We start from the raw sequence: 24,514 nt of genomic DNA on the forward strand, positions 1-24,514 counted from the left end.
GTTTTAAATACTTGCCCGCTACTAATTTGCCAGAAGAGCAGTATAGCCATGTTTTACGCGCACTTTGCACCAAGTCATTTAGAAGATGCTATTAAGTTTGGACCACAGTTTTAAGCTAACGTTTTTCAGTTGTGAGATTAGCTATTGTCAGCATTTCTTCAAGCCAGATATCTATAGCTAATTCCGTAGTACCTTTCTTATGAGACCAAGCTAAGTCAGTTGGTGTAGTAATTTTGACGAAGCTATACCTACCAGCTAAATCATATAAATCCGATATAGTTTCAACATTTTTATGGGCACAAGCATTACGAACTAATTGGAGATCCTTTAATTGACTAAAACTACCGAAGGAAGAGATTAAGTTACTCTTATTATTTGGAGAAAGCCCATCAACTATCACAGGAACGTTTTCAATATCTCCCCAAGTAGGTTCTTTTCTAATTAAAAAACTATTATGGCCGGTATCAGATAAATTGTTATTCCTCAAGAACCGAGAAGACTCATAGCCAAGCCTTTTCCAGCAATTACCTATGGTAGTTGTACGTTCTTGTATGAAATCCCCATTTCGAGCAACTGTTCCTCTGCAGGAACTAAAGATAAGCTCTCTACTGAAGGCTGACCAACTTTGCCATATATCTGATATAAGGACTTCGGAACAATAGTTAAATTTCCACTGTTCCGAAGACGGAATTTGTTGGATTTGATAAATTCTTGACTTATATGAGCGGTAACGGCACTCGAATCTTGAATATAGTTTTCCAAGGTGCAAATTAATCACCGCTTAATACGTCAACTAAAACCTGAAACCTAGCTTTGCGTTGAGGAAGCTTAGTTGTGCTTGATAGACACGAATTTACATATTTAGAATGTTCACCCTCATTATCCTGTACTTCATGAGCTTCAGCTAATTCAATCAGTTTTTGATTGATTCTATAAAAATCAAATTCTATGTCATTATTTGGGATTATGTTTACTAATTCATCCATATTAGGGAATCCGTACTTGCAAGCTACAAAAGCAGAAAATAATGAATTGATAACGTATGATTTCATTATAAAGGTGTCATGCACTGGCGATAAGTCTGTTTTCAACATATGAAAAAAATCATCTAAAATAATGTCATAGTGTTCTTGTTGTGAAAAATTGACATCAAAGTTTTTGTATAAATCTTCGAAATGCTTAGCTGTTTTAGCAACAATACCTTTTTCTAATGTAACTATTAAATCTGATATAAACTCACAATCCCCCATTCGTGATAAAAGCTTTTGACCTATTATTTCAAGTTCAGCTAAAAGTGGAGAGTAAGCATCAGCTTGATCAACAATAAACCATTTAAAAGCTCCCTGATAAATAGCATGTCTTTTTTCAGCGGCTGCAAGAGGAGCTGTGTATGCATTTATACGTCTGAACATTTCAAGCAATTCTGGTCTAGTTGCAGACAAAATTACTGTTGCTTCAATTTGGTAAGATAAGAAGCCTTGTTGATCATCCTCATCTAGATCTTTAAAAAACATACCTTTATATTTATTCGAACTATTACCAAGCTTAAATTTATTATTCATGAAGTCTATGATAGTTGTTATTCTTTGTTGACCATCGATTAACTCTTTAATTGGTCTTTTTGTTTTTTCATTAAAAACTTGGTATAGGTATATTTTAGGGAAAGGGTAACTTTCGAGAATAGTATCAATAAAGTACGACTTAGCAGTATCAGGCCAAACTTTCCCCCTTTGGTAATCTCTATTAACAACAACTTCTTTTCTGTGAATTTGCTCTACAAGATCTATAAGTGTAATTTGGCTTACGCTGAGGTTCATTTTTCTATCTTCCAATTTTAGTCCTTTAAATAATAACTCCGCTTGGGTAAATTATAAATCTTTATTTGAATATCGTTAGTGCCCATATATTGCCCAATTACATTAGTTAACACAAGACCTAAGTAGATATCACAAGTAGATAACTGCTTTTCAATGTAAATCATTGTTTTTATTCGTCATCTATAGCAATCGAGGCTTTCTGGCCGGGATTCCTCCCAGCTCCACCAATATCGGTTCTTAGGGATAAAATTCACGAGTACGTATTCAGGAGTGATTTTCTTATTACTGAGGTACTCGTAAGAGGCTTTAACAAGGTTTAACCACAGCGATAGATAATACCTTATACTGCCCCGTAGCAGGCTGTGAAGGGCTTTTATGGGGGTGTAAATAATACTAAACTTGTATTGCTTTAGATTATTGAAAGTAAGTTAAGATTTGATACGTTTGTAAGGTTACTGCTTAGCGATGAGATAAAACAGTAAGTAGATACGTAGTAAACATTAAGCCAGCGCTAAAGCTGGCTTAATGTTTACTACAATAGCTTAAGTGCGGCTATTAACCGCTAACAAAAGGAAAGCTTAAATACAGCTGTATAATGAGTGCGTTGGTAATATCAATGAAGAATGCGCCGACTAAAGGTACTACTAAAAATGCCTGTGGTGAGGGGCCGTAACGAGATACTAAAGATTCCATATTTGCAACTGCGGTAGGCGTTGCGCCTAAACCAAAACCACAATGACCGCCCGCTATTATTGCGGCGTTGTAGTTTTTACCCATTACTCTAAAGGTAATAAAGTAAGCAAACAGCATTAGCATAACGGCTTGTACTAAAATCATAAATATCATTGGGCCGGCTAAGCTCAGCAGCTCCCATATTTTTAACGACATTAAAGCCATGGCTAAAAACATTGATAGCGCCATAGTGCCCCATAAGTCTATACAGGCGCGGCTTACCTTATAAATTTTAGAAAATTCAGTAAGGTTAGTAATTAAAACACCAAATAATAATGGGATTAAAAATGCTGGTAAAATAACGTCAATTGCTTTTAATGCGTCGTAGCCCATGCGGCCTAAGTACATACATAATAATATAACAAACAAGGTTTCCATCATTTTACGCGGTGTTACTAGGTCGTGATCATCTGGATCGAAGGTAACTGTGTCATCGCGCTCTTCATGGTATGAAGTGTCTGCTTTTAAGTTGTATTTATTAATGAGGCGCCTGCTGACAGGGCCGCCAACTAAGCCACCAAGAATAAGCCCGAGCGTAGCGGCTGCCATTGCCAGTTCAAATACGCTACTTTGCATACCATATTCATTAATAAATAAATCAGCGTACGTAGCACCACTACCATGGCCACCAGAGAGTGTTACAGAGCCGCCAATTAACCCCATTAAAGGCTCCATACCGGTTGCTACCGCAATAGATATGCCTAAGGCATTTTGTACCAATAAATAAATTGTTGCGACGCCCAAAAACAGCGCGACTTTAGGGCCACCTTTAATTAATAAGCTAAAACTCGCACCTAAACCAACAGTGGTAAAAAACATGGTCATTAATGGGGTTTTAAAAGTCATATCGAATTGAAAGTTAATATCAAAGTAAACGTGCAGAATGGCCGCAATAATAGAAAAGGCAATACCACCCACAACGGGTTCAGGAATGTTGTTGTCTTTAAGAAAAGCAATTTTGCTATTGAGATAATAGCCTGCAAAAAGTATTAACAAAGAAACTAACAAGGTTTCTATAATAGAAATTTCAATATTCATAAGCGCATTTAACCTTTTTAATACGGTATATTTTTGTTTGCACATGAACCAAAGTTTGACCGTGAAGAGGTAATCAACAGATTAGCAGTTCAAAACTTTAGAGCGCCATAAGCAAAAGCAGTACCTTGCAACTTAGCAAATCATTAATAAAAAACAGGCAAAGTTTAATTTTGAGGGCAGGAGCTTAGCATATACCGGTTACCGATCAAGATGCATATTTTAAGTTTGTATACTATTTTGCAGCAAACACAGCCATAAAGTAATTCTTATTCATTAGTTTTAATGTGGTTGTATTTTTTTACAACAAACAAAGTTGGGTGTAATTGTTAAAAGTTGAATAGATAAAGGGACAGTTCATTTTTATTAGTTACGTGTTTGGGCTAATTTATAGCGGGTTATTAACTTTAAAATTGAATCTATAATTAATTGTTGTAAGCATATTTTAAACTTAATGCTGAGCTTTAATGTGCTGTGGCTTTACACAATGCTTATATTTTTTGAACGCAATTTAAACTATGCATGTTATACCTAATGGTTATACAAAATCACTAAAATAAGCCTCAATATAAGGTGTTATTCACCCTAGAGCATAAATATGGATTTATTGGCTACAGAGTTTGTTACTCCCTGTATAGCGCTGTTACTTATTGTACTTGCAGGCTTTACATCGTTTGTATCTGCCGCGTTTGGTGCCGGTGGCGGGCTGATGTTATTAGTTGTTATGGCATCAATTATGCCAATGACGGTCGTGGTGCCAGTGCATGGCTTAGTACAATTAGGATCGAATGCAAATAGACTAGTGTTGAGCATTAAACATATAGATAAAAGTATGTTTATTTACTTTACGCTTGGTGGGTTGGTTGGCGCTGGCATTTCTAGCACTGTAGTTAATGATATTCAGTTAGATGGTATGAAGTTGGCGGTTGCGGTATTTGTGGTTTATTTATTGTGGGGTAAAACGCCTGAATTTAAAAACGACTCAAAGCTGGGGCGTTTAGTTGCGGGTTTAATAACGGCATTTATTTCTATGTTTGTTGGCGCAAGTGGACCGCTAGTAGCGAGTTATTTGCATATTAATAATTATGACAAATTAAAGTTCACTGCAACGTTTTCTAGCATTATGACCCTACAGCATGTGTTAAAGGCGTTTGTTTATACTGTTATTGGGTTTAACTTTTGGCAATGGTTGCCATTGGTGATAGGTATGATTGCCAGTGGTGCGCTAGGCACCTGGTTAGGTATTTATTTACTTAAACGTATGCCTACAGCACGTTTTAAAGCTATTTTTAAGGTTATATTAACACTTATGGCTTGCCAATTGGCTTGGCAAGGCATAAGTGAAATATTGCTATAAGCAGATTATTTTACCGCAGCTTTAATAGGGCTGTCGCCATCAAAAAGCTCAAAAATACAACTGCTATTACATTGGTTTTGCGCAATGTTAAATAAAACATGAGCAACGTTTTCTCGGCTTATTTTTGCATTTGAACGATCGCTTGGTCGTGTTGTGCTAATAAGCATTGATGCAGCTTCGTTGGTTAATGCACCCGGTCGTACAATGGTATAACTAAGGCCGCTATTTATTAGGTATCTGTCTGCCATGTGTTTAGCTACTAGGTAAGGTTTTAGATCACTTTGAATTGCATCAGGATCGTCAGCACCTAACGAGCTCACCATAATAAAGTGTTTAACACCGTGCTCTTTTGAAAAGTTAATTGCCTTAGTAGCAGCCCACAGATCAATTAATAAGGTTTTATCAGCACCTGTACCGCCGCCTGAGCCAGCAACAAATATGACTTGCTCACAGTCTTTTACTACGTCACTAAAATCGCTTTCTAAATCTTGTTCGATAATAGTTAAATGTACGCTATTTAAATCACTTAGTTTATTTTTATTGCGCACTAAAGCGATTACATTATGCTCATGCTGGAGTAATAACTCGGTAGTCATTTTACCAATTTGCCCGCTTGCGCCAATAATTAAGGTTTTACTCATCATTAACTCCTAAATTTGTTTGCTATTTCAGCTTACAGTAGATCGTGACTCGTTGGTATACCTTTCAAGTATAGCTAACTGATTAAATTTTATTACGAATTAAATCACGCACTATAAAACGAGCAGGGTGAATAGCTTGGCTTACACGCTCGCTGAGCGGGCGCGGCTCGTTGTTTAAACTGCTAATTAAGTGTTCACTGCAAAGTGGCGCACTGCATAAAGCACGTGCACCAAAGCCGGTGAAAATATGTAGCCCTTGTTGTTTTTTACTTAGGGCTTGGTACTGATAGCGTTTACCTAAACGTAAATTAGCAAAGGCAGTTAGGTAATCGCTTTGCTCTGCCCACTCTCCTGCCATAGGTAAGTGATCAATAAAACTACAACGCACTGCGGCTTTTGCTGCGGTTATATTGCCTAAGCTAGTTGCAAAATTACAGTGGCCGTAAAAGTTGAGTAATTGCTCGCGATTACTAAGGTTGTCTTGCTCAGTTACTTGTTGGCTTTTGGTGTTTTTTTCAAACGTTGCACCCATGCAATGATGATCTAAATAAGCGGGTGTAAAATAGCCTTTATGGCACAGCACTGTTTTTAGTTTAGTTGACTGCTCACTTGCCTGCACATGCGATACTTGCCCGCGTACACCAACGATTGATAGTGCTTTAGTTTGTGCAAATGCATCGCTGTGCTCACCTGCACATATAATTACATCGCTAAAGGGGCCAAACTGTTTGCCGTTACTAAAAAGTAGCCAGCCGTTGCTGGTTTTTTTTAATTGTTCTATATGGCAGTTAAAAGTACTTTTATAAGGCGACAAACAATGGGCGGCGCTCAACATAGCATTAACTAGTTGTGGTGGGTTTACCCAGCCACCTTGTTCAAAATATACGCCAGAATAACCAGTAGTAACTCCGGCTATAGTATCTCCTTGCTCTGCGGTTACGTTACGCATTAATGTTTGTGGCCATAATTGCTGCTGGGCTAAATTTTCATGGCGATCAACGAGTGGCTGTTTTACTGCATGCTGCAATACACCGCACCAGCTATGATCAAAACTAAAGCCATCATTGAGTAACTGTTTATAAAGCCGTTTGGCATATAAAAAGCTATGCGCAAATAACTCGCTGTGTGGGGAGTTTTTTGCTTGTAAATGAGGGTATACCGCCCCTTGCACGTTGTGCGATGCCCCCATAGCGGGTGCAGCATCTTGGCAAAATAATTGGCTGCTAATACCTCGCTTAGCTAGGCTGTATAAAATACAGCTGCTGGCAATACCACCACCAATTACCGCCACATTACTAAGCGGGCTTACATCGTGATTAAAATAACTTGGCGCCGATTGCGTATCGTTAGTGTGTTTCAATGTGCCAATTAGCATGCTACGTTTGTGCGCAAATCCTTTAACTTTTTGCATGGTAAAGCCTGCATCACTTAACCCACGACGAACAAAGCCGGCAGCGGTAAAGGTAGCAAGGGTGGCTCCTACTTTTGAAATGTTAACCATGGCATTAAACAGGCTTTGCTGCCACATGTCAGGGTTTTTACTCGGTGCAAAACCATCTAAAAACCAAGCATCTACTATACCTGAGCGCGGATAGCTCATTGTTTTAATCGATTCCAGTGCATCACCAAAATATAAATCGAGCACGATTGTCCCATTATTAAATTCAAGTCGATGGCAGCCTGCTAAATTAATGGGATACTGGCTGATAAGTTGCTCACTTAATAAATTAAGTTCAGGCCATGCTGTTAATATTTTGCTTAAGTCGCTTACACTTAATGGGTGTTTTTCAAAGGCAATAAAGTGTAGTCGCTTTACACCATAGTTTAGTTGCTTTTGAACTTGTTGGCGTGCAAGGTGGTCAGTAAAGTGCTGGCATGTATTTAAAAAGTTAAGGCCAGTACCAAAACCGGTTTCGGCTATAACAAAATGTGCTTGGTCATGGCTTTGTAACCGTGTATCTATATTGTTTTGCTGATAAAACACATAATAAGATTCAGCTAAGCCATTATCGTCAGAATAATAAATATCATCGAAGTCATTGGCAACAGGTGTGCCTTGGTGGTTAAAGTGAATGTTGGCGTTTTTTATCATGACCCATTTAATTTTAGAGATGAAATTTTTTAATTATTTTACGTGTTTTCTTTGAAATAGTCTGGCGTTATTTATAAGCTAGCAGTTCAGAGTACAAGTGTACGCTAGAAAGCTGACCACTTAGATGATTAAATTCGCGTAAAATAGAACGCAATTAAGTATTAAGCTAAGGGAATTACCCATGAGAAGAGCCGTAATTACAGGTATCGGTGTTGTATCAAGTATTGGTAACAACAAAGAAGAAGTATTAGAATCGTTAAAAACAGGCCGTAGTGGCATTGCGTTTAACCAAGAATTTGCCGATTACAAGCTACGTAGCAACGTGTCGGGCAAAATTGATATTGACGTTAAAGAACATGTTGACCGCAAAGCAATGCGTTTTATGGGTGATGCTGCTGCCTATTCTTATATTTCAATGACGCAAGCGATTGCAGACTCAGGTTTATCTGACGAGCAAGTGTCAAACGAGCGTACGGGTATTATAGTTGGTTCTGGTGGTGGTTCATCTAAATGGCAAGTAGAAGCGGCTGATATTTTACGCGAAAAAGGCGTAAAGCGTGTAGGTCCTTATATGGTGCCACGTACTATGGCAAGCACCACGTCTGCATGTTTAGCAACACCGTTTAAAATTAAAGGTGTTAACTACTCTATTAGTTCTGCATGTGCTACATCAGCGCACTGTATTGGTAATGCAGTAGAACAAATTCAACTTGGCAAGCAAGATGTTGTTTTTGCTGGTGGTGGTGAAGAGCTGCACTGGACTTTAGCAATGGAATTTGACGCTATGGGCGCACTTTCTACTAAGTACAACGAAACACCAGAAAAAGCATCGCGTACGTACGATGCAAACCGCGATGGTTTTGTTATATCTGGTGGTGGCGGTATTGTTGTGGTTGAAGAGCTTGAACATGCTCTTGCTCGTGGCGCACATATTTACGCAGAAATTGTTGGCTATGGTGCAACGTCTGATGGTTACGACATGGTTGCTCCTTCAGGCGAAGGTGCTGCACGCTGTATGCGCCAAGCTATGCAAGACGTAGAAAGTATTGATTATTTAAATACGCATGGCACATCTACTCCAGTGGGCGATGTTAAAGAGCTTGGCGCTATTCAAGACGTATTTGGTGGTAATTCACCAATGATCAGCGCAACTAAAGCAATGACAGGCCATGCCCTAGGTGCGGCGGGTGTTCACGAGGCTATTTTCTCTTTATTAATGCTAGAGCATGGCTTTGTTGCACCATCAATTAATATTGATGAATTAGACGAGCAAGCTGCAGGCCTTGATATTGTTACTGAGCGTCGTGATGTTGAGTTAAATACTGTAATGTCGAACAGCTTTGGCTTTGGTGGTACAAATGCCACGTTAGTTATGAGTAAATATAAAGGTTAATTAGTTTCTTACTAAATACCCTAAGCCGAGCATTGCTCGGCTTTTTAGTTTGTGCAAAGCCTAGGTTGTTCGTTACAATAGCGACCCTTAATTGCCAAACGGACTCTGTATGAAAATTCTTGCCGATCAGAATATGCCTTTAGTTGAGCAGTACTTTGCAGACATTGGTGAAGTTGAGCGTTTTGATGGGCGACAATTAACAGCCGATCAACTAATAGACGTAGATGTGCTGCTTACTCGCTCAGTCACTCAGGTTAATAATGAGCTTTTAGCACACGCTAACAAACTAAGCTTTGTTGGCACCGCAACAATTGGTGTTGATCATATTGATACGCAATTATTAAATGATAAAAATATTGCCTTTAGTAGCGCGCCAGGCTGCAACGCAATTGCGGTAGCCGAGTATGTAATAAGCAGTTTATATGCATTAAGCCAAGAAAATGCCCGCCCACTTAATAATCAAACAATAGGTATAGTTGGCGTAGGCAGTATTGGCAGTTGTTTGGCGCAAAAATTACAAGCGCTGAATTTAACCGTACTTTTATGTGATCCAATAAAACATGCGCAAGGCTTATTAAACGAGCACGTAGCACTTGATCAATTACTTGCGCAGTCAGATATTGTAACTTTTCATGTTCCGCTTATAAAAAGTGGCGAGCATAAAACGCTACATATGATGGATAAAGCCAGATTAAAAGCGCTCAAACCCGGGCTTACGTTAATTAATGCAAGCCGTGGTGATGTGATTGACAATCAAGCATTATTAGAAGTGATGCAAGCGGGTGCCGATTTAGATTTAGTGCTTGATGTATGGGAAAACGAACCCACTATTTTAACTGAGCTATTGGAGCATGTGCGCTATGCAAGCGTTCACATTGCAGGGCACACCCTTGAAGGGAAAGCCCGTGGTACACAAATATTGTATCAAAAGTTTTGTGAACTCAAAGGGATAGAAGCAACAAAGTCGCTCGACGAGTTTTTACCCGTGCCTGCAATTACGCAAGCTACATTAGGACAAAGTTTTAATGAAGCTGATATTGCGCGTTTGGTGCATTTAATTTACGACGTACGCCGTGATGACGGTATTTTACTGCGTGATTTAGCGAATAACGGTTTTGATAGTTTACGTAAAAACTACCCTGTAAGACGAGAATTTAGCACTTTAACAATACAAGGTGATAGCTCGCAGCTAGCCGCTTTAGCCCAGCTTGGGTTTACTGTTGCAAACTAATTTAACTAGCGATGTTGTTTTAATATCGCTTAAAGAGGAATAAATATGTCGCAAAAATATAACGTTGTGGTACTTGGTGCTACAGGTTTAGTTGGTCGTCAAATCATTGAAACATTAGCAGATCGTAAATTTCCAGTGGATCAACTTTTTTTACTTGCTAGCAGCCGCAGCGCAGGCGAAGACATTAAGTTTTGTGGTGAGACCATTGAAGTACTAGATGTTGAAGGCTTTGACTTTAGCCAAGCGCACATAGGCTTCTTCTCTGCTGGTGGTAGTGTGTCAGAGCAGTACGCGCCAATTGCTGCAGATGCTGGTTGTGTAGTAATCGACAATACATCATTTTTTAGAAATGATTTTGAAGTCCCTCTAATCGTACCAGAAGTTAACGCAGCAAGCTTAGCCGATTTTAGAAATCGTAACATAATTGCCAACCCTAACTGTTCAACTATTCAGATGATGTTGGCACTAAAACCAATATACGATGCTTACGGAATTGACCGTATTAATGTATCAACATATCAAGCAGTGTCGGGCGCAGGTAAAAAAGCGGTTGATGAGTTAGCAAAGCAAACCGCTAACTTAATGAATGCCCGCCCAGTTGACAGCGATATATTTCCTAAGCAAATTGCGTTTAACGTGATCCCACAAATAGATGCATTTGAAGATAACGGCTACACCCGTGAAGAAATGAAAATGGTTAACGAAACGCATAAAATATTAGGCGATACTACCATTGCAGTAAACCCAACGTGTGTAAGAGTACCGGTGTTTTTTGGTCATTCAGAGTCAATCAATATAGAAACACGTATGCCATATGACCTTGAACACGTAAAACAGTTATTAAACGACGCGCCAGGTGTTGAGCTTATTGATGATGCGGGCGATTACCCAACAGCGGTATCTGATGCCAGCGGTAATGACACAGTTTATATTGGTCGTTTACGCGCCGATATTTCACATCCACATGGTTTAAATATGTGGGTTGTAAGCGATAATACCCGCAAAGGTGCAGCAACAAATAGCATACAAATTGCAGAAGAGCTTATTGCTAACTACATGTAATTACTTATAGCTTTAAAGCAAAAAAAGCGGTAAACATTATTTGTTTGCCGCTTTTTGTTTATATGGCTGTCAATTAATTGCCGCATATAATTTAAAAGCGTATAAAGATGTTGATGTAACAGATTTAAATACTTTTAATTATAAATTTAAGGTATTTATTTTCAAAGTGTTGCGATGGATATTAGTGGCTAACTGGTTTATAGTTTGTAACTGGAATAGAGCTTGCAATAAAAATAGATTGTAATAAAAAATGTGAGTCAGCCATTTGGTTGATAACGGCAAGAATAATCAATGTTTATGCGCCCACTTTGTGGCGCTACGTTAACATTTAAACATTAAAGGATCAGCATGCGCGGTTTAGCTTCACTTATTATATTGGCGTCTGCATTGATAGTCACTTCTGTTTACTCTCAAGACAGTACCCAACTAAAGGGGCCTAAAGGCGTTGACTATGGTGTGCAAGGACGAGCAATAGGGCCAATAAAACCGACCGATACACTCTGGCGTATTGCTGTTAAAGTTCGTCCTGATAACTCTGTAAGCATTTATCAAGTTATGCAGGCCTTGTATAACAAAAATCCAAATTCATTTTTAGAACAAAACCTTAACCACATGCAAAGTGGTGCCTATTTAAACATACCCACCTTAGCTGAAATTAAAAGTGTTAGCTCTGAGCTAGCAAGACAGCGCTCTGAACAAGACGACAAGTTATGGGAAAAAAAGAAAAACGGCACGCTAACGCAAAGCGAAATTAATACAGCTCAAACCAAAGTAACGCAAGCGCGTAAAGTTGACGTAGACGAAGCTAAAAAAGAATTACAAAAAGAATTAAATGACATAAAAACGGATCAAAGTAATAGATTAGTTGAGCTGCAACAGCAATTTAAAAGTTCGGTAAACAATGTTGAAGAAATATTAGTAGAGAATAACAAGCTTAAAAAACAACTCACAGGTATTTCACAAGAGCTAAAAAACTTACGCGAGCAACTAGGGCAAGACAGCGAAATACAGCTGCAACTTAAAGAATTAATAGTTAAACAAAATGAAATAATAGCGCAACAAAAAATCAAAGACGCCAAACAAGATGCCAAATTTGACTTAGGAGCCTTGCTATCTAATCCGCTGGTTTTAATTTTGTTAATGACTATACCTGCATTATTAATTATTTTTGCCGTTGTAATGTTGTTACGTAAACGCGCAAATAACACCGAACAAAATAACCAAGAAGATGAAGAGTTTTTACCGCAAACTCCCGTTTATAGCAGTGATGACAGCGATGATGTTGTAAGTGCAGCTAGCCACGACGATCCTATTATTCCTGATCCGTTGGATGATTTAAGTGTTCAATTAGATGACGGTATTGCGGATGACGTGCTGTTAGATGACGGTATTTCAGATGACATGCTGTTAGATGACGATGTAGCGTTTGACGACTCATTAGACGATAGCAATTTATTAGATCAAGATGAGTTAGAAAGCTTACTGAGCGATGACATCATTTTTGATGATGAAGACGGCCAAGACGATGATGAGCTCGATATTTTTATGCAGCAAGGCTTTGATGAGCCTGTAGATGACAGCTTAGAGGACACTATTGATTTAGACTTAAACACATCACAAAACAGTGATGATATTTTAAGTGCTGATGATTTAGATAGCTTATTTGATGAAGACGATAGCTTACCAGAAATTGAATCGAGTGATAGCGACAAAGTAGCACCAGAGAGTGGGGATTCTCACGATGAAATATCTGCCTTTAGTGAAGAGTTAGCAAGTGAAGATGACGATTTTGATATTGATGATTTATTAGAATCAGAGCAATCATCAATACCAAAAAATACAGAAGAGTTGGTAGAGGAAAACGACGACTTTGACTTAGATGATATCGACAGCTTAATCGATGAAGTAAGTGAGCAGGACGATGATCTGCCTGAAAAGCAAAGCAGCGCTACAGAGCTAGTTGAAGAAAACGACGACTTTGATTTAGACGATATCGACAGCTTAATCGATGAAGCAAGCGAACAGGGCGATGATCTGCTGGAAGAGCAAAACAGCGCTACAGAGCTAGTTGAAGAAAATGACGACTTTGATTTAGATGATATCGACAGCTTAATTGGCGAAGCAAACGTTCAGGGCGATGATCTGCTTGAAGAACAAAGCAGCGCTACAGAGCTCGTAGAAGAAAACGACGACTTTGATTTAGATGATATCGATAGCTTAATCGATGAAGCAAACGAGCAGGGCGATGATCTGCTGGAAGAGCAAAGCAGCGCTACAGAGCTCGTAGAAGAGAATGACGACTTTGATTTAGATGACATCGATAGCTTAATCGATGAAGCAAACAAGCAGGATGATGATCTGCTTGAAGAACAAAGCAGCACGACACAATTAGTTGAAGAAAATGATGGTGTTGATATTGACGACATCGACAGCTTAATCGACGAAGTTAGCGAACAAAGCGATGAAGAGCAGCCAGAAACAGCGCTTGAAGAGCAAAGTAATACAGCTGAGTTAGTAGAAGAAGCTGATGACTTCGACTTAGATGATATTGACGACATCGACAGCTTAATTGACGAGGTTAGTGAACAAGGCGAGGAAGAGCAGCCTGAAACAGCGCTTGAAGAGCAAAATAATACAGCTGAGTTAGTAGAAGAAACTGATGACTTCGACTTAGAGGATATTGACGATATCGACAGCTTAATCGACGAGGTTAGTGAACAAGGCGAGGAAGAGCAGCCTGAAACAGCGCTTGAAGAGCAAAACAATACAGCTGAGTTAGTAGAAGAAGCAGATGACTTTGACTTAGATGATATTGACGACATCGACAGCTTAATCGACGAAGTTAGTGAACAAAGCGAGCAGGGCGATGAAGAGCAGCCTGAAACAGCGCTTGAAGAGCAAAAAAATACAGCTGAGTTAGTAGAAGAAGCTGATGACTTTGACTTAGATGATATTGACGATATCGACAGTTTAATTGATAACTTAGACGACGACCTTGATGAACATGATGCACAAATAGATACAGCCCTTGCTGAATCAGTAGAGGATTTAGAAAAAGCGCAGCAAGAGTTAAATAGTGACGACGCTGAATCTGTTGCCTCATCATTCAGTGAAAATACAGAGTCAGCACTTGAGTCAGAACCAGAGCTTGCAGTAGAAGAGCAAGACGATTTTGGCGACTCAATTATAGAGGATTACTCAGATACATCGCAGACGTTACTCGATCCTGAAGATGCGCTTGAAGAATATAATGACGATAATTTAAAAAGTGTTGATGAGCTTTTAAATGAGCTACAACAAGCATCCGATGATGAAGAGTATGTAGAACCCCCTCAGTGGTCGGTTGATGATTTTAATGATGTAACAGAAGCCGAATTAGGTGACGACCCTCTAGGTATTGAAAATGATGAATCTGAATTATTAGCAGATGAGTCAGTGCCTGATGTAGCAGCGCCAAGCGAAGAGCTTGATGTAGACGAATACCCTGAGCTAGATCTGAATGACGATGCAATACTAACAGCAGATGAACAGCAAGCGTTTACTCCGCAAGAGCTGCAAGGCGATAACCTAGATGGTGATGCTAAAGGTATGGCCTCGAGTCAAGCTGAACAAGATCTTGCAAACTCGCTACTAGCCGGTGGTAATTTAGATAGTTTAAATGATGACTTTGACGATGAACTATTAATTGAAAATGATTTTTCAGAGCTCGATAGTGAACAACAAAATGAAGATGAATTATTAGCAATAACCTCACCACCAGAGGTTGATACAAGTAATTCGTCTGAGCAGCAATTAAATGATGACGTTAGTGATGATTTGCTTAACGAAGTAGACGATATTCAAATTGAGCAATTAAATGAAGAGTTAGATGAGAAGTTAATTGATGAGCAAACAAATGTAGACCGTGAAGCGGCATTAATGCCAACAGAGTTACCGCATAACGGTGAAGTTGCATCGGATGATGAGCTTGATGACGAGTTTATGGCCGATTTAACTCAGACCGACTTTGATGCATTACTAAATGAATTAGCCGATGCTGATGAGCTGGATATTGCAGACAGTAGTGAGTTTGACGTTGATTTTAATAACTTACTCAGTGATGAAATAGATACTGATGAATCAGCTTTAGCGCCACAGCCAACTGTTAACAGCAATACTATTGAGCAAACTAGCAAAGATGAGTTTGTAGATATTGATGCGTTATTAGAGCAAAGTGACGACGCAGATACAGAGTACGAACCTTACGATGATGTGAATATGGACGTAGGGCTAGGTGATTTTGACTCATTACTGGCCGGCGATAACCCAACAGATGTTGATGCTGAAAGTGGCGGTTATTCTGCTAAATTAGACTTAGCCCGCGCTTATATCGAAATAGATGATTTTGACTCAGCGCTTAAGGTTATCGAAGACGTTATTAATAAAGGCCCTGAAGAAGTTCAACAAGAAGCGCTTAGCTTAAAAGCTAAACTTAAATAAAATAAAGAGCATAAATTTAAAGCCCGTAATTTTATTAATTACGGGCTTTTTTAATCGGGATAGGTTTGATTATAGCGCAGCTGCTTTTATTGCATCGCTAGATAGCATAAAATGCCCCGTTCATTAGCACAGTAGGTAAAGCAGTAATTATGCGAGTAGCACTTGGAGTTGAATACAACGGCGCACGCTATAGTGGTTGGCAACGACAATCACACGTAAACAGCGTACAACAAGAAGTAGAAACAGCGTTATCGCGTATTTGTAATCATCCGGTTGCAATTGTATGCGCAGGGCGTACCGATGCCGGTGTGCATGGTACCGGGCAAGTTGTGCACTTTGATACAGATGCACCACGCGATATGGTGGCATTTACTTTAGGCATGAATACATTGTTGCCAAAAGATATTGCTATTCGTTTTGCTCAGCCAGTGGCTGATGATTTTCATGCTCGTTTTAGTGCTACAGCACGCCGTTATCGTTATGTTATTTATAATAACCCACTTCGTGGCGCGGTATTAAACGAAGGTGTTACGCACTTTCATCACACGCTTGATGAAACTAAAATGCAAGAAGCGTGTCAGTATTTAATAGGTAAATACGACTTTACGTCGTTCCGCGCTATTCACTGCCAAGCAAATACTGCTATTAGAACAATTCAGCATTTATCGGTACAGCGCCAAGGCAGTTACGTTATTATAGATATTAAAGCCAATGCTTTTTTACATCATATGGTACGTAATATAACGGGTTGTTTAATGGATATAGGCTTACATAAACAACAACCTGTTTGGCTAAAAGAATTGCTAGATTTAAAAGAGCGAGCAAAGGCAAGTGCAACCGCTAAAGCTGCCGGTTTATACCTGGTAGATGTTGATTATCCTGAACAATTTAACATACCTAAAACGCCATTAGGACCTTTGTTTTTACCAGATATTAGTATTTAATTAGGTGGTTTTTAACTGTTTAATCTAAGCGCTGGCAACTACTAAGACCAGTTTTTGATACCGTGTTAGTGTAATTCATGTTTTAATTGAGAAAATTTGTTTGCATGATAAGCATGCAAGCTCGCGACACAGAACAGCATTAAGAGAGTTGCAAATGAGTTGGCTAGAAAAAATCTTACCTAAAACGACAAAAGCATCAGGTCGTAAAGAAATTCCAGAAGGTGTTTGGGCTAAGTGTACATCGTGTGATTCTATTTTGTATAAAGCCGAATTAGAAAAAGCATTGAATGTATGTCCTAAGTGCGATCATCATATGCGTATTAGTGGGCGTAAGCGCCTTGAGTATTTTTTAGATGAAGGTGACCGTGTAGAACTTGGTACACAGCACGAACCTAAAGATGTGCTTAAATTTAGAGACTCAAAAAAATACTCTGACCGTATTACAGCGGCGCAAAAATCAAGTGGTGAAAAAGACGCGCTTGTGGCAATGAAGGGACATTTAAAAGGTATTCCTGTAGCTGCTGTAGCATTTGAATTCTCATTTATGGGCGGTTCAATGGCTTCGGTAGTAGGTGCACGTTTTGTTGACGCTGTTGATCAATGCTTAGAGCATAATATGCCACTTATTTGTTTTTCGGCTTCTGGCGGCGCACGTATGCAAGAAGCACTTATTTCATTAATGCAAATGGCTAAAACCAGTGCCGCGCTTGCTAAAATGACAGAAAAAGGCTTACCATTTATTTCAGTTATGACTGATCCAACAATGGGCGGTGTTTCTGCATCGCTTGCTATGTTGGGCGACATTAACGTAGGCGAGCCAAAAGCATTAATTGGTTTTGCAGGGCCGCGTGTTATTGAGCAGACAGTGCGTGAAACACTCCCTGAAGGTTTTCAGCGTAGTGAATTCTTGCTTGAACACGGTGCAATAGACATGATTATTGACCGTCGTGAAATGCGCGATACATTGGCACGCATCTTGGCTAAGTTTATGAACTTGCCTTCTACTGAGCAAGAGCATAGAGTAGCGTAAATTTAAGCTTTATTGATCTAACGCTATGACAAAAACAATTCCTAGCCAATCATCAAGCCTTGATGATTGGCTTTTTTATTTAGAAAGTGTTCACCCTGCAAATATTGCAATGGGGCTAGAACGCGTTGCCAGTGTTGCTAATAACATTGGGCTATTAAACACCTCAAGTAAAATTATTTTGATTGCCGGTACCAATGGTAAAGGCACCACAGCACGCTGCCTAGAGTCGTTACTTTTAGCGCAAGGCCTTAGCGTAGGTACGTATGCTTCACCACATTTAACGCACTATAACGAACGTGTACGGGTAAATGGGCAAGAGCTTAGCGATCAGTATCATGTTGATGCCTTTCATTTACTAGAACAAGGGCGCAAAGATACCGCACTCACTTATTTTGAATATGGCACCTTGGCTGCGCTGGCAATTTTTAAGCGCTGTGAGGTTGACTACGTACTCTTAGAGGTAGGTTTAGGCGGGCGTTATGACGCCACTAATATTGTTACGCCTTTTGCGAGTGTTATTACCACTATCGATTTAGATCACAAAGAATACTTAGGTGATACGCGTGAACTCGTTGCTTATGACAAAGCGGGTATTTTTCGTGAAAATACGCCGGCTATTATTGGCGATTTAAATATTCCCCATACCATGACTGATTATGGCGATGAAATAAATGCCAAGATGGTTTTATCAGGGAGTGACTTTATATTTAAAGAACACGCAGATACCTTTAGCTGGCAATACCAACAGTACAACCTTGAATTAGCTAAACCAGCAATTCCTAGTCAAAATGCAGCAACAGCGTTAACCACGCTAAGTGTGTTAAATTTACTCCCGAGTGAGTCGGTGATCAAAGCCTGTTTAGCAAACCTGGTTGTGGAAGGGCGTTTTGAGCAGTTAAGCGACCAACCCTTGGTATATACCGATGTAGCGCATAATCCTGAATCGGCTCGATATTTAGCAAGTAAATTACTAAGCTACAAAGATAAAGGCTTTAAAATTCATGCATTAGTCGCTATGCTTGCTGATAAAGATAAAGCAGGTGTGCTTAAAGAAGTAAGCCATTTAGTTGATCAATGGTCGTTAGCGAGTTTAAATGGCCCTCGTGGTGATAGCGCTAGCAACTTACAAAATGCGCTACAAAGCATACCGCATAATGATATTAAGCATAGTTATAATAGCGTAGCAGCAGCACTCGATGTAATTTTGCCAACACAACAAAACGACACAGTTTTGATTGTTTTTGGTTCATTTTTTACCGTTGCTGGCGCTATTGATTACTTTAAAAAATAGAGAGAATATCGGTGAACTCAAGTTTTATAAATCGCTTAGTCGGAACAAGTATCGTGGTAATAGCAGCAATTGTGTTTATACCTAACATACTTGATGGTGAAAAAGTGCACTATAAAGAAGGCTTTAAAGCGATTCCAGAACGCTCTGAGTTCAAAACAATCGATCTGCAGCAAGAAATTGATGAAAACGTAGCCGGGGCAGACTCGTTGCAACAAGATGAGATAGAAGACATTCAAGCAGATGATATCGCTTTTGAACAACAAGCTAACATTGCTCAAAGTGACTATACATCAGAAGCTAAAGTGGTAGAGGCGCTAATAGCGCCTAAAGCTCAACCACAAGCAGCTGCGCCGGTACAATCAATCAAGCCACGCCAAAACAATGAGAACCTAACCAGCATGGCTTATGTCATTCAATTAGGTAGCTTTTCTCATGCCGCAAACGTAAAAGCGCTGCAAGCAAAGCTGCAAGCTAAAGGGTTCAAAACCTTTACTAAGCCAGTAAAAACGCCAAACGGTACATTAACTAAAGTATTTGTTGGCCCATCGCTTAATAAAAATGAGTTACAAAAGCAATTACCAGCACTTAAAGAGCTAACTAAGCTCAATGGTAAAATAACGCAATTTGAAGTAACCAAGTAACGTATTGCACCTAGCCTTGTGTGCAAGGTTAGGTGTTTTTATTAGTCGTATTACACTTCTCATATGTTGGTCAAAACTATTTTAATTAAGGTTAAAATTTACTGTTTTGGGCAACCAGTTATCTCCCGCTTAAACTTGCATATTAACGATGTTTAGGTATAGAATGCGCCCCAAATTAGCGACTAATTGGTTCTTATGATCTGGGTTGATTACGCCATTCTTGGCATTATTGCACTATCTACCGTCATCGGTTTAATACGCGGCTTTGTTAAAGAAGCTATGTCATTAGCTGTATGGGCTGGCGCTTTTATCATCTCTAGCTTGTTCTATCAATATTTAGCTTCCTTCCTAACTACCATTTCTGAACCCCTTTTAAGAAATGCAGCGGCCATAGCCATATTATTCTTTGTGACGCTATTGTTGGGCGGTTTACTAAACTACATTTTAGGTGAATTAGTACAGCGTACTGGTTTATCAGGCACCGACCGTGTTTTTGGCATAGTGTTTGGTGCTCTTCGAGGCGTGTTGGTCGTGAGCGCGTTACTCTTCTTTCTTGATGCTTTTACAGGTGCGCCTAGTACGCATTGGTGGGGCAACTCTATTTTGATTCCGGAATTTGGCTTTGTTGTTGAATGGTTTTTTTCATACCTTGAAAACAACTCAAGCTTTTTAAATTCAGTAAACCGTTAATCGGCGAGGATAAATTACATGTGTGGTATCGTTGGAATAGTCGGAACATCGCCAGTTAATCAGGCGATTTATGATGGCTTAACTGTTTTGCAGCACCGCGGCCAAGACGCCGCGGGTATTATTACCATTGACAACAATACGTTTAGCTTACGCAAAGCAAATGGTTTAGTGAGAGATGTATTTCACACTCGCCATATGAAACGATTGCAGGGAACAATTGGCATAGGCCATGTTCGTTACCCAACAGCAGGCTCGTCAAGCTCATCAGAAGCGCAGCCATTTTATGTAAACTCTCCTTTTGGTATTGCATTAGCACATAATGGCAACCTAACGAATGCAGAAGAGTTAAAAGAGCAATTGTTTTCAGAAGCACGACGCCATGTAAACACCACCTCTGACTCAGAAATATTGCTTAATATTCTTGCGCATGAGTTAAGTAAATCAAACAAGCTACAGCTTGGCGCAGAAGATATTTTTACCGCTATTACCGAAGTAAATAACAAAGTGAATGGCGGCTATGCTGCTATCGCGATGATTATTGGCCACGGTGTGGTGGCGTTTCGTGACCCTAACGGTATTCGTCCATTGGTATTTGGTAAACGCGAAAGCGCAAAAGGCACCGAATACATGTTTGCTTCAGAAAGTGTTGCACTAAAACAAGATGGTTTTGAATTTATTCGTGATGTAGCACCAGGTGAAGCCATTTATGTAACCGAAAACGGTGAATTTCACTCGTTAAGCTGTGCAGATAAAGTATCTTATTCACCATGTATTTTTGAGTTTGTTTATTTTGCTCGCCCCGATTCAACCATTGACCGTATGTCTGTTTATGCAGCACGGGTAAATATGGGAACTAAATTGGGTGAAAAAATAGCACGTGAGTGGGCTGATAAAGACATTGATGTGGTTATTCCTATTCCTGAAACATCGTGTGATATTGCGCTCGAAATAGCCCGTGTTCTTGATTTACCTTACCGCCAAGGTTTTGTTAAAAACCGTTACATTGGCCGCACATTTATTATGCCAGGCCAAGAGTTACGTAAAAAATCGGTGCGTCAAAAGTTAAATGCCATAGATCGTGAGTTTAAAGGTAAAAACGTATTACTGGTTGATGACTCAATTGTGCGTGGTACTACCTCAGCGCAAATCGTTGAAATGGCTAGAGAGTCGGGTGCTAAAAACGTTTATTTTGCATCAGCTGCTCCTGAAATACGTTTTCCTAATGTGTACGGTATTGATATGCCATCTGCAGCCGAGCTGATTGCTCATGGCCGTGAAGTGGAAGATATTAATGCAAGTATTGGTTCTGACGGTTTGATTTTTCAGTCATTAAAAGATTTGATTGCAGCGGTTGGCAAAGAAAACCCTGAAATCACTAAATTTGAAACATCAGTATTCGATGGCCAATATATAACTGGCGACATTGATCAAGATTACTTAAATCGTATTGATAAAATGCGTAATGACTCTGCAAAAAGTACTCGCGAAAATGCGATGTCTGCAGGGTTAGAGATTCATAATCAAGATGAAAACGAATCAGACTAATCGTTAAAAATATTTAAATAAAAAAGGAGCTAATTAGCTCCTTTTTTTTGTGCAAAAAAGCACAAATACTTTTACTCCAACGCGGTGCAGTGCTTATGTAAACATGGGGCTCACTATTCCATTAGTCCATAGCATAGCGGTAACCGCTAAAATAATAACCAGTAAAATTAAGCCACAAGTTACTACAGAGCTTGCGTAAATAAAGCCTCGTTCTTCTGGTATATGCATTAATATTGGCACACCGGTATAAAGTAAATAAACCGAGTAAGCCAAAGCAACCATGCCTACGCACACCACAAACCATAAGTGCGGTAAAAAAGCAGCTAGTGCCGACATAAACACCGGGGTTGCAGTATAAGCTGCTAGTTCGAGAGCTTGAGTGAAAGTGGGCTGAGCACCAAAGGTTACTCCCATCCAGTGGGCTAAATAAGCCAAAGCAAATATACCCGCAATTAGCGCCACATACATTGCAATTGCAATAAGTAGTGCACTGTCATGGGTTAAAAATACGGGGTTTCCTGTACCTATGCTCCATCCTAAATATACCGATGAATAGTACCCCATAACCGAGGGAAACAGCGCTATCAACACAATATGCGAGAGGCTATAAGTTAGGCTTTCATGGCGGTTATCAATTGTTTGCCATTCTTCAAGTGGGTGAGCGTAAAGCCCCCATAGGTGGTTTAGTATCATAGTGTTTACTCCATAAAAGTAACTTATTAGTTTTTTACTGTTTTATTTTTATACAGTCACTATACAGTTATGGTTCACTTGCAATACAAAGTCAAGGCAACATTGTATTAACATTTTGAAGTTGTAAATGATACCCATGTAAAAGTAGGCCGTGGTGATCTTTTAAAAAGGTTTCATGGTAAAATCGTTATTAAGTTTAAAGTTATACTGAGATATGCAAAAAGTGTCTACGCAACAATTATTAGCGCCAATTTTAAGTTTTTTAAAATGCGAAACCCCACAGCAGTGGGTTGATGAAGCGATAAAAAAAGAAAATTTATCGATTATATTAATCGACCATTTGATATGTGAATTAAAGGCAGCGCAATCAGCGATGTTTTTAATTCGTAAGTATGCGGTGGATAAAGAAAGTAGCGACGCTCTGCTTGAGTGGCTAAAACCGTTTGAAACATTAATTTATAAACGTGAAGGTAATTGGCGTGACTTAGCGGCTAAAAACAAGCTTACCAAGGCTATTATTCCTAAATCTAACTCGCCGTATGGGCAAGAGTTAATCGATAAAATGGTGATGCTAATAAAAGAAGAGTTGCATCATTTTTATCAAGTATTAGAAATTATGGACGAGTACGGTGTTGAATATAGAAGTATTACCCCATGTCGTTATGCTAAAGGTATGCTGCGCAATGTGAAAACCTTTGAGCCAGATGCTCTGGTCGATAAGCTTATAGTGGGTGCTTACATTGAGGCGCGATCGTGTGAGCGTTTTGCTAAGCTTGCTCCGCATGTAGATAAACGTTTAGGTGACTTTTATATATCGCTATTGCGCTCTGAAGCGCGACATTATCAAGATTATTTAACGCTGGCGCAAGAAATTGCCGACTTTGATATTACCGAGCGAGTGCAGTTTTTTGCAGAAAAAGAACGTGAGCTCATTGCAACGCCCGATACCGACTTTAAATTTCATAGCGGTATTCCTGCATTAAAAAACTAACCTTTTGTAGCACTCATTTTACGCCTTAAAAGGAGTGCTAATTAACTTTTGAGCCTGTGGTGTAACCACTAAATATGAGCCTTGGGTGTACCAGTCACCTAAAACCGTACGCGTTAAAGTTTCTTGGTTTACTGTGTAAGTATGCACATTAGGGCGATGAGTATGACCGTGGATCATATTAGTGACCTGGTGCTTAGCAAAAGTAGCGAGTACGGCGTCATCAATCACATCGAGTATTTCAAGGGGTTTATTGGCTTGGCTAAGTTTACTTTTTTCACGTGCATTACGGGCTATTTTTTTACGATACCATAGTGGCATAGCCAACATTAGTTTTGGCCACCACCATCCGCGGCTTTTACGACGAAACTTTTGATACTCTATATCTTGAGTACACATTTCATCGCCATGTAAAATAACCGTTGGTGTACCGTATAAATCTATTACGGTTTGCTCATCAAGTAAGGTCATACCTGCCATTGCGGCATACTTGTCGCGCATAATAAAGTCGCGATTACCATGAATAAAATAAACCGGTGTACCGCCATCACTGACTGCTTTTAAATGCTTTGCTACATTAGCGCTCAGCGTTGTAATGTAATCATCGCCAACCCATACTTCAAAAAAATCACCTAAAATGTACAGTGCATCTACATCTTGATTAAGTATGTGCGTATTTAAAAAGCTAAAAAATGCCGCGCTAATATCAGGGCGGTTTTCACTTAGGTGTAAGTCGGCAATAAAATAAGTTTTGCGGGTCATAGATGAGTCTTTTTAGATAAAATAAAAGCGGGCTTATATAAATTAAGTAAATATTTAAACTTAATTTATATTAATACCCGCTTATATACTC

Annotated in this window: 19 protein-coding genes; 12 read left to right on the top strand and 7 right to left on the bottom strand. The window is 39.3% G+C overall.

What is annotated here, in order from left to right; genetic code table 11:
• Window positions 1–115: 115 nt before the first annotated feature.
• The 3 genes from J5X91_RS04740 to gltS form a co-directional block, all read right to left on the bottom strand.
• Window positions 116–769, bottom strand: a complete 654-nt coding sequence (locus J5X91_RS04740) for a hypothetical protein (protein ID WP_208834159.1) — start codon at window positions 767–769, stop codon at window positions 116–118.
• Window position 770: 1 nt separating this feature from the next.
• Complete coding sequence (locus tag J5X91_RS04745) at window positions 771–1,832, bottom strand: DUF262 domain-containing protein (protein ID WP_244363750.1); 1,062 nt, start codon at window positions 1,830–1,832, stop codon at window positions 771–773.
• A gap of 540 nt (window positions 1,833–2,372) precedes the next feature.
• Window positions 2,373–3,587, bottom strand: a complete 1,215-nt coding sequence (gene gltS / locus J5X91_RS04750) for a sodium/glutamate symporter (protein WP_208834160.1) — start codon at window positions 3,585–3,587, stop codon at window positions 2,373–2,375.
• A 595-nt stretch (window positions 3,588–4,182) separates the two neighbouring features.
• Here gltS and J5X91_RS04755 point away from each other — a divergent pair.
• Window positions 4,183–4,941 carry a sulfite exporter TauE/SafE family protein gene (locus tag J5X91_RS04755; RefSeq protein ID WP_208834161.1) on the top strand — a complete coding sequence of 253 codons (759 nt, stop codon included), beginning with the start codon at window positions 4,183–4,185 and terminating at the stop codon, window positions 4,939–4,941.
• 5 nt (window positions 4,942–4,946) lie between these two features.
• Here the strand turns inward: J5X91_RS04755 and J5X91_RS04760 are convergent, their stop codons facing one another.
• Both J5X91_RS04760 and mnmC read right to left on the bottom strand, forming a co-directional pair.
• A complete protein-coding gene (locus J5X91_RS04760) occupies window positions 4,947–5,582 on the bottom strand; it encodes an NAD(P)-binding oxidoreductase (protein WP_011328740.1) in 636 nt (211 codons plus the stop codon).
• Between the two features lie 82 nt (window positions 5,583–5,664).
• Entirely contained in the window at window positions 5,665–7,674 is a 2,010-nt protein-coding gene (gene mnmC, locus J5X91_RS04765; protein WP_208834162.1) for a bifunctional tRNA (5-methylaminomethyl-2-thiouridine)(34)-methyltransferase MnmD/FAD-dependent 5-carboxymethylaminomethyl-2-thiouridine(34) oxidoreductase MnmC, read from the bottom strand.
• Between the two features lie 181 nt (window positions 7,675–7,855).
• On the opposite strand from mnmC, the gene fabB reads away from it, so the two are divergent.
• The 10 genes from fabB to purF all read left to right on the top strand — a co-directional run bounded on the left by fabB (window position 7,856) and on the right by purF (window position 21,980).
• Window positions 7,856–9,067 (top strand): beta-ketoacyl-ACP synthase I, encoded by a 1,212-nt coding sequence (gene fabB, locus J5X91_RS04770; RefSeq protein ID WP_011328738.1) that lies wholly within the window; start codon window positions 7,856–7,858, stop codon window positions 9,065–9,067.
• A 109-nt stretch (window positions 9,068–9,176) separates the two neighbouring features.
• Window positions 9,177–10,298 (top strand): 4-phosphoerythronate dehydrogenase, encoded by a 1,122-nt coding sequence (locus J5X91_RS04775; RefSeq protein WP_086998476.1) that lies wholly within the window; start codon window positions 9,177–9,179, stop codon window positions 10,296–10,298.
• A gap of 45 nt (window positions 10,299–10,343) precedes the next feature.
• On the top strand, window positions 10,344–11,360 hold the full coding sequence (locus J5X91_RS04780) for an aspartate-semialdehyde dehydrogenase (protein WP_011328736.1): 1,017 nt from the start codon (window positions 10,344–10,346) through the stop codon (window positions 11,358–11,360).
• A 348-nt stretch (window positions 11,361–11,708) separates the two neighbouring features.
• Window positions 11,709–15,839, top strand: coding sequence for a FimV/HubP family polar landmark protein (locus J5X91_RS04785; protein ID WP_208834163.1), 4,131 nt, complete (start codon window positions 11,709–11,711; stop codon window positions 15,837–15,839).
• 149 nt (window positions 15,840–15,988) lie between these two features.
• Entirely contained in the window at window positions 15,989–16,783 is a 795-nt protein-coding gene (truA, locus tag J5X91_RS04790) for a tRNA pseudouridine(38-40) synthase TruA (RefSeq protein WP_011328733.1), read from the top strand.
• 154 nt (window positions 16,784–16,937) lie between these two features.
• Window positions 16,938–17,813 (top strand): acetyl-CoA carboxylase, carboxyltransferase subunit beta, encoded by an 876-nt coding sequence (accD, locus tag J5X91_RS04795; protein WP_011328732.1) that lies wholly within the window; start codon window positions 16,938–16,940, stop codon window positions 17,811–17,813.
• A 25-nt stretch (window positions 17,814–17,838) separates the two neighbouring features.
• Window positions 17,839–19,104 (top strand): bifunctional tetrahydrofolate synthase/dihydrofolate synthase, encoded by a 1,266-nt coding sequence (gene folC, locus J5X91_RS04800; RefSeq protein WP_086998467.1) that lies wholly within the window; start codon window positions 17,839–17,841, stop codon window positions 19,102–19,104.
• Window positions 19,105–19,115: 11 nt separating this feature from the next.
• On the top strand, window positions 19,116–19,745 hold the full coding sequence (locus J5X91_RS04805; RefSeq protein WP_089368568.1) for an SPOR domain-containing protein: 630 nt from the start codon (window positions 19,116–19,118) through the stop codon (window positions 19,743–19,745).
• A 195-nt stretch (window positions 19,746–19,940) separates the two neighbouring features.
• Window positions 19,941–20,435, top strand: coding sequence for a CvpA family protein (locus J5X91_RS04810; protein WP_058373811.1), 495 nt, complete (start codon window positions 19,941–19,943; stop codon window positions 20,433–20,435).
• A gap of 18 nt (window positions 20,436–20,453) precedes the next feature.
• Entirely contained in the window at window positions 20,454–21,980 is a 1,527-nt protein-coding gene (purF, locus tag J5X91_RS04815; RefSeq protein ID WP_089368566.1) for an amidophosphoribosyltransferase, read from the top strand.
• A 93-nt stretch (window positions 21,981–22,073) separates the two neighbouring features.
• Here the strand turns inward: purF and J5X91_RS04820 are convergent, their stop codons facing one another.
• Window positions 22,074–22,673 carry a Yip1 family protein gene (locus J5X91_RS04820; RefSeq protein WP_011328727.1) on the bottom strand — a complete coding sequence of 200 codons (600 nt, stop codon included), beginning with the start codon at window positions 22,671–22,673 and terminating at the stop codon, window positions 22,074–22,076.
• 223 nt (window positions 22,674–22,896) lie between these two features.
• Here J5X91_RS04820 and miaE point away from each other — a divergent pair, with 223 nt between their 5' ends.
• Window positions 22,897–23,664: a tRNA isopentenyl-2-thiomethyl-A-37 hydroxylase MiaE gene (gene miaE, locus J5X91_RS04825; protein WP_011328726.1), complete on the top strand. Its 768-nt coding sequence runs from the start codon at window positions 22,897–22,899 to the stop codon at window positions 23,662–23,664.
• Window positions 23,665–23,682: 18 nt separating this feature from the next.
• Here the strand turns inward: miaE and J5X91_RS04830 are convergent, their stop codons facing one another.
• Window positions 23,683–24,423 carry a UDP-2,3-diacylglucosamine diphosphatase gene (locus tag J5X91_RS04830; protein WP_011328725.1) on the bottom strand — a complete coding sequence of 247 codons (741 nt, stop codon included), beginning with the start codon at window positions 24,421–24,423 and terminating at the stop codon, window positions 23,683–23,685.
• Window positions 24,424–24,514 lie beyond the last annotated feature (91 nt).

Source organism: Pseudoalteromonas sp. K222D (genome assembly GCF_017653575.1).
Lineage (GTDB): Bacteria > Pseudomonadota > Gammaproteobacteria > Enterobacterales > Alteromonadaceae > Pseudoalteromonas > Pseudoalteromonas nigrifaciens.

Bases quoted from the DNA above. Each gene is read 5' to 3' on its own strand.
- gltS (WP_208834160.1), bottom strand. From the start codon at position 3,587: ATGAATATTGAAATTTCTATTATAGAAACCTTGTTAGTTTCTTTGTTA.
- J5X91_RS04755 (WP_208834161.1), top strand. From the start codon at position 4,183: ATGGATTTATTGGCTACAGAGTTTGTTACTCCCTGTATAGCGCTGTTA.
- J5X91_RS04760 (WP_011328740.1), bottom strand. From the start codon at position 5,582: ATGAGTAAAACCTTAATTATTGGCGCAAGCGGGCAAATTGGTAAAATG.
- mnmC (WP_208834162.1), bottom strand. From the start codon at position 7,674: ATGATAAAAAACGCCAACATTCACTTTAACCACCAAGGCACACCTGTT.
- fabB (WP_011328738.1), top strand. From the start codon at position 7,856: ATGAGAAGAGCCGTAATTACAGGTATCGGTGTTGTATCAAGTATTGGT.
- J5X91_RS04775 (WP_086998476.1), top strand. From the start codon at position 9,177: ATGAAAATTCTTGCCGATCAGAATATGCCTTTAGTTGAGCAGTACTTT.
- J5X91_RS04780 (WP_011328736.1), top strand. From the start codon at position 10,344: ATGTCGCAAAAATATAACGTTGTGGTACTTGGTGCTACAGGTTTAGTT.
- J5X91_RS04785 (WP_208834163.1), top strand. From the start codon at position 11,709: ATGCGCGGTTTAGCTTCACTTATTATATTGGCGTCTGCATTGATAGTC.
- truA (WP_011328733.1), top strand. From the start codon at position 15,989: ATGCGAGTAGCACTTGGAGTTGAATACAACGGCGCACGCTATAGTGGT.
- accD (WP_011328732.1), top strand. From the start codon at position 16,938: ATGAGTTGGCTAGAAAAAATCTTACCTAAAACGACAAAAGCATCAGGT.
- folC (WP_086998467.1), top strand. From the start codon at position 17,839: ATGACAAAAACAATTCCTAGCCAATCATCAAGCCTTGATGATTGGCTT.
- J5X91_RS04810 (WP_058373811.1), top strand. From the start codon at position 19,941: ATGATCTGGGTTGATTACGCCATTCTTGGCATTATTGCACTATCTACC.
- purF (WP_089368566.1), top strand. From the start codon at position 20,454: ATGTGTGGTATCGTTGGAATAGTCGGAACATCGCCAGTTAATCAGGCG.
- J5X91_RS04820 (WP_011328727.1), bottom strand. From the start codon at position 22,673: ATGATACTAAACCACCTATGGGGGCTTTACGCTCACCCACTTGAAGAA.
- J5X91_RS04830 (WP_011328725.1), bottom strand. From the start codon at position 24,423: ATGACCCGCAAAACTTATTTTATTGCCGACTTACACCTAAGTGAAAAC.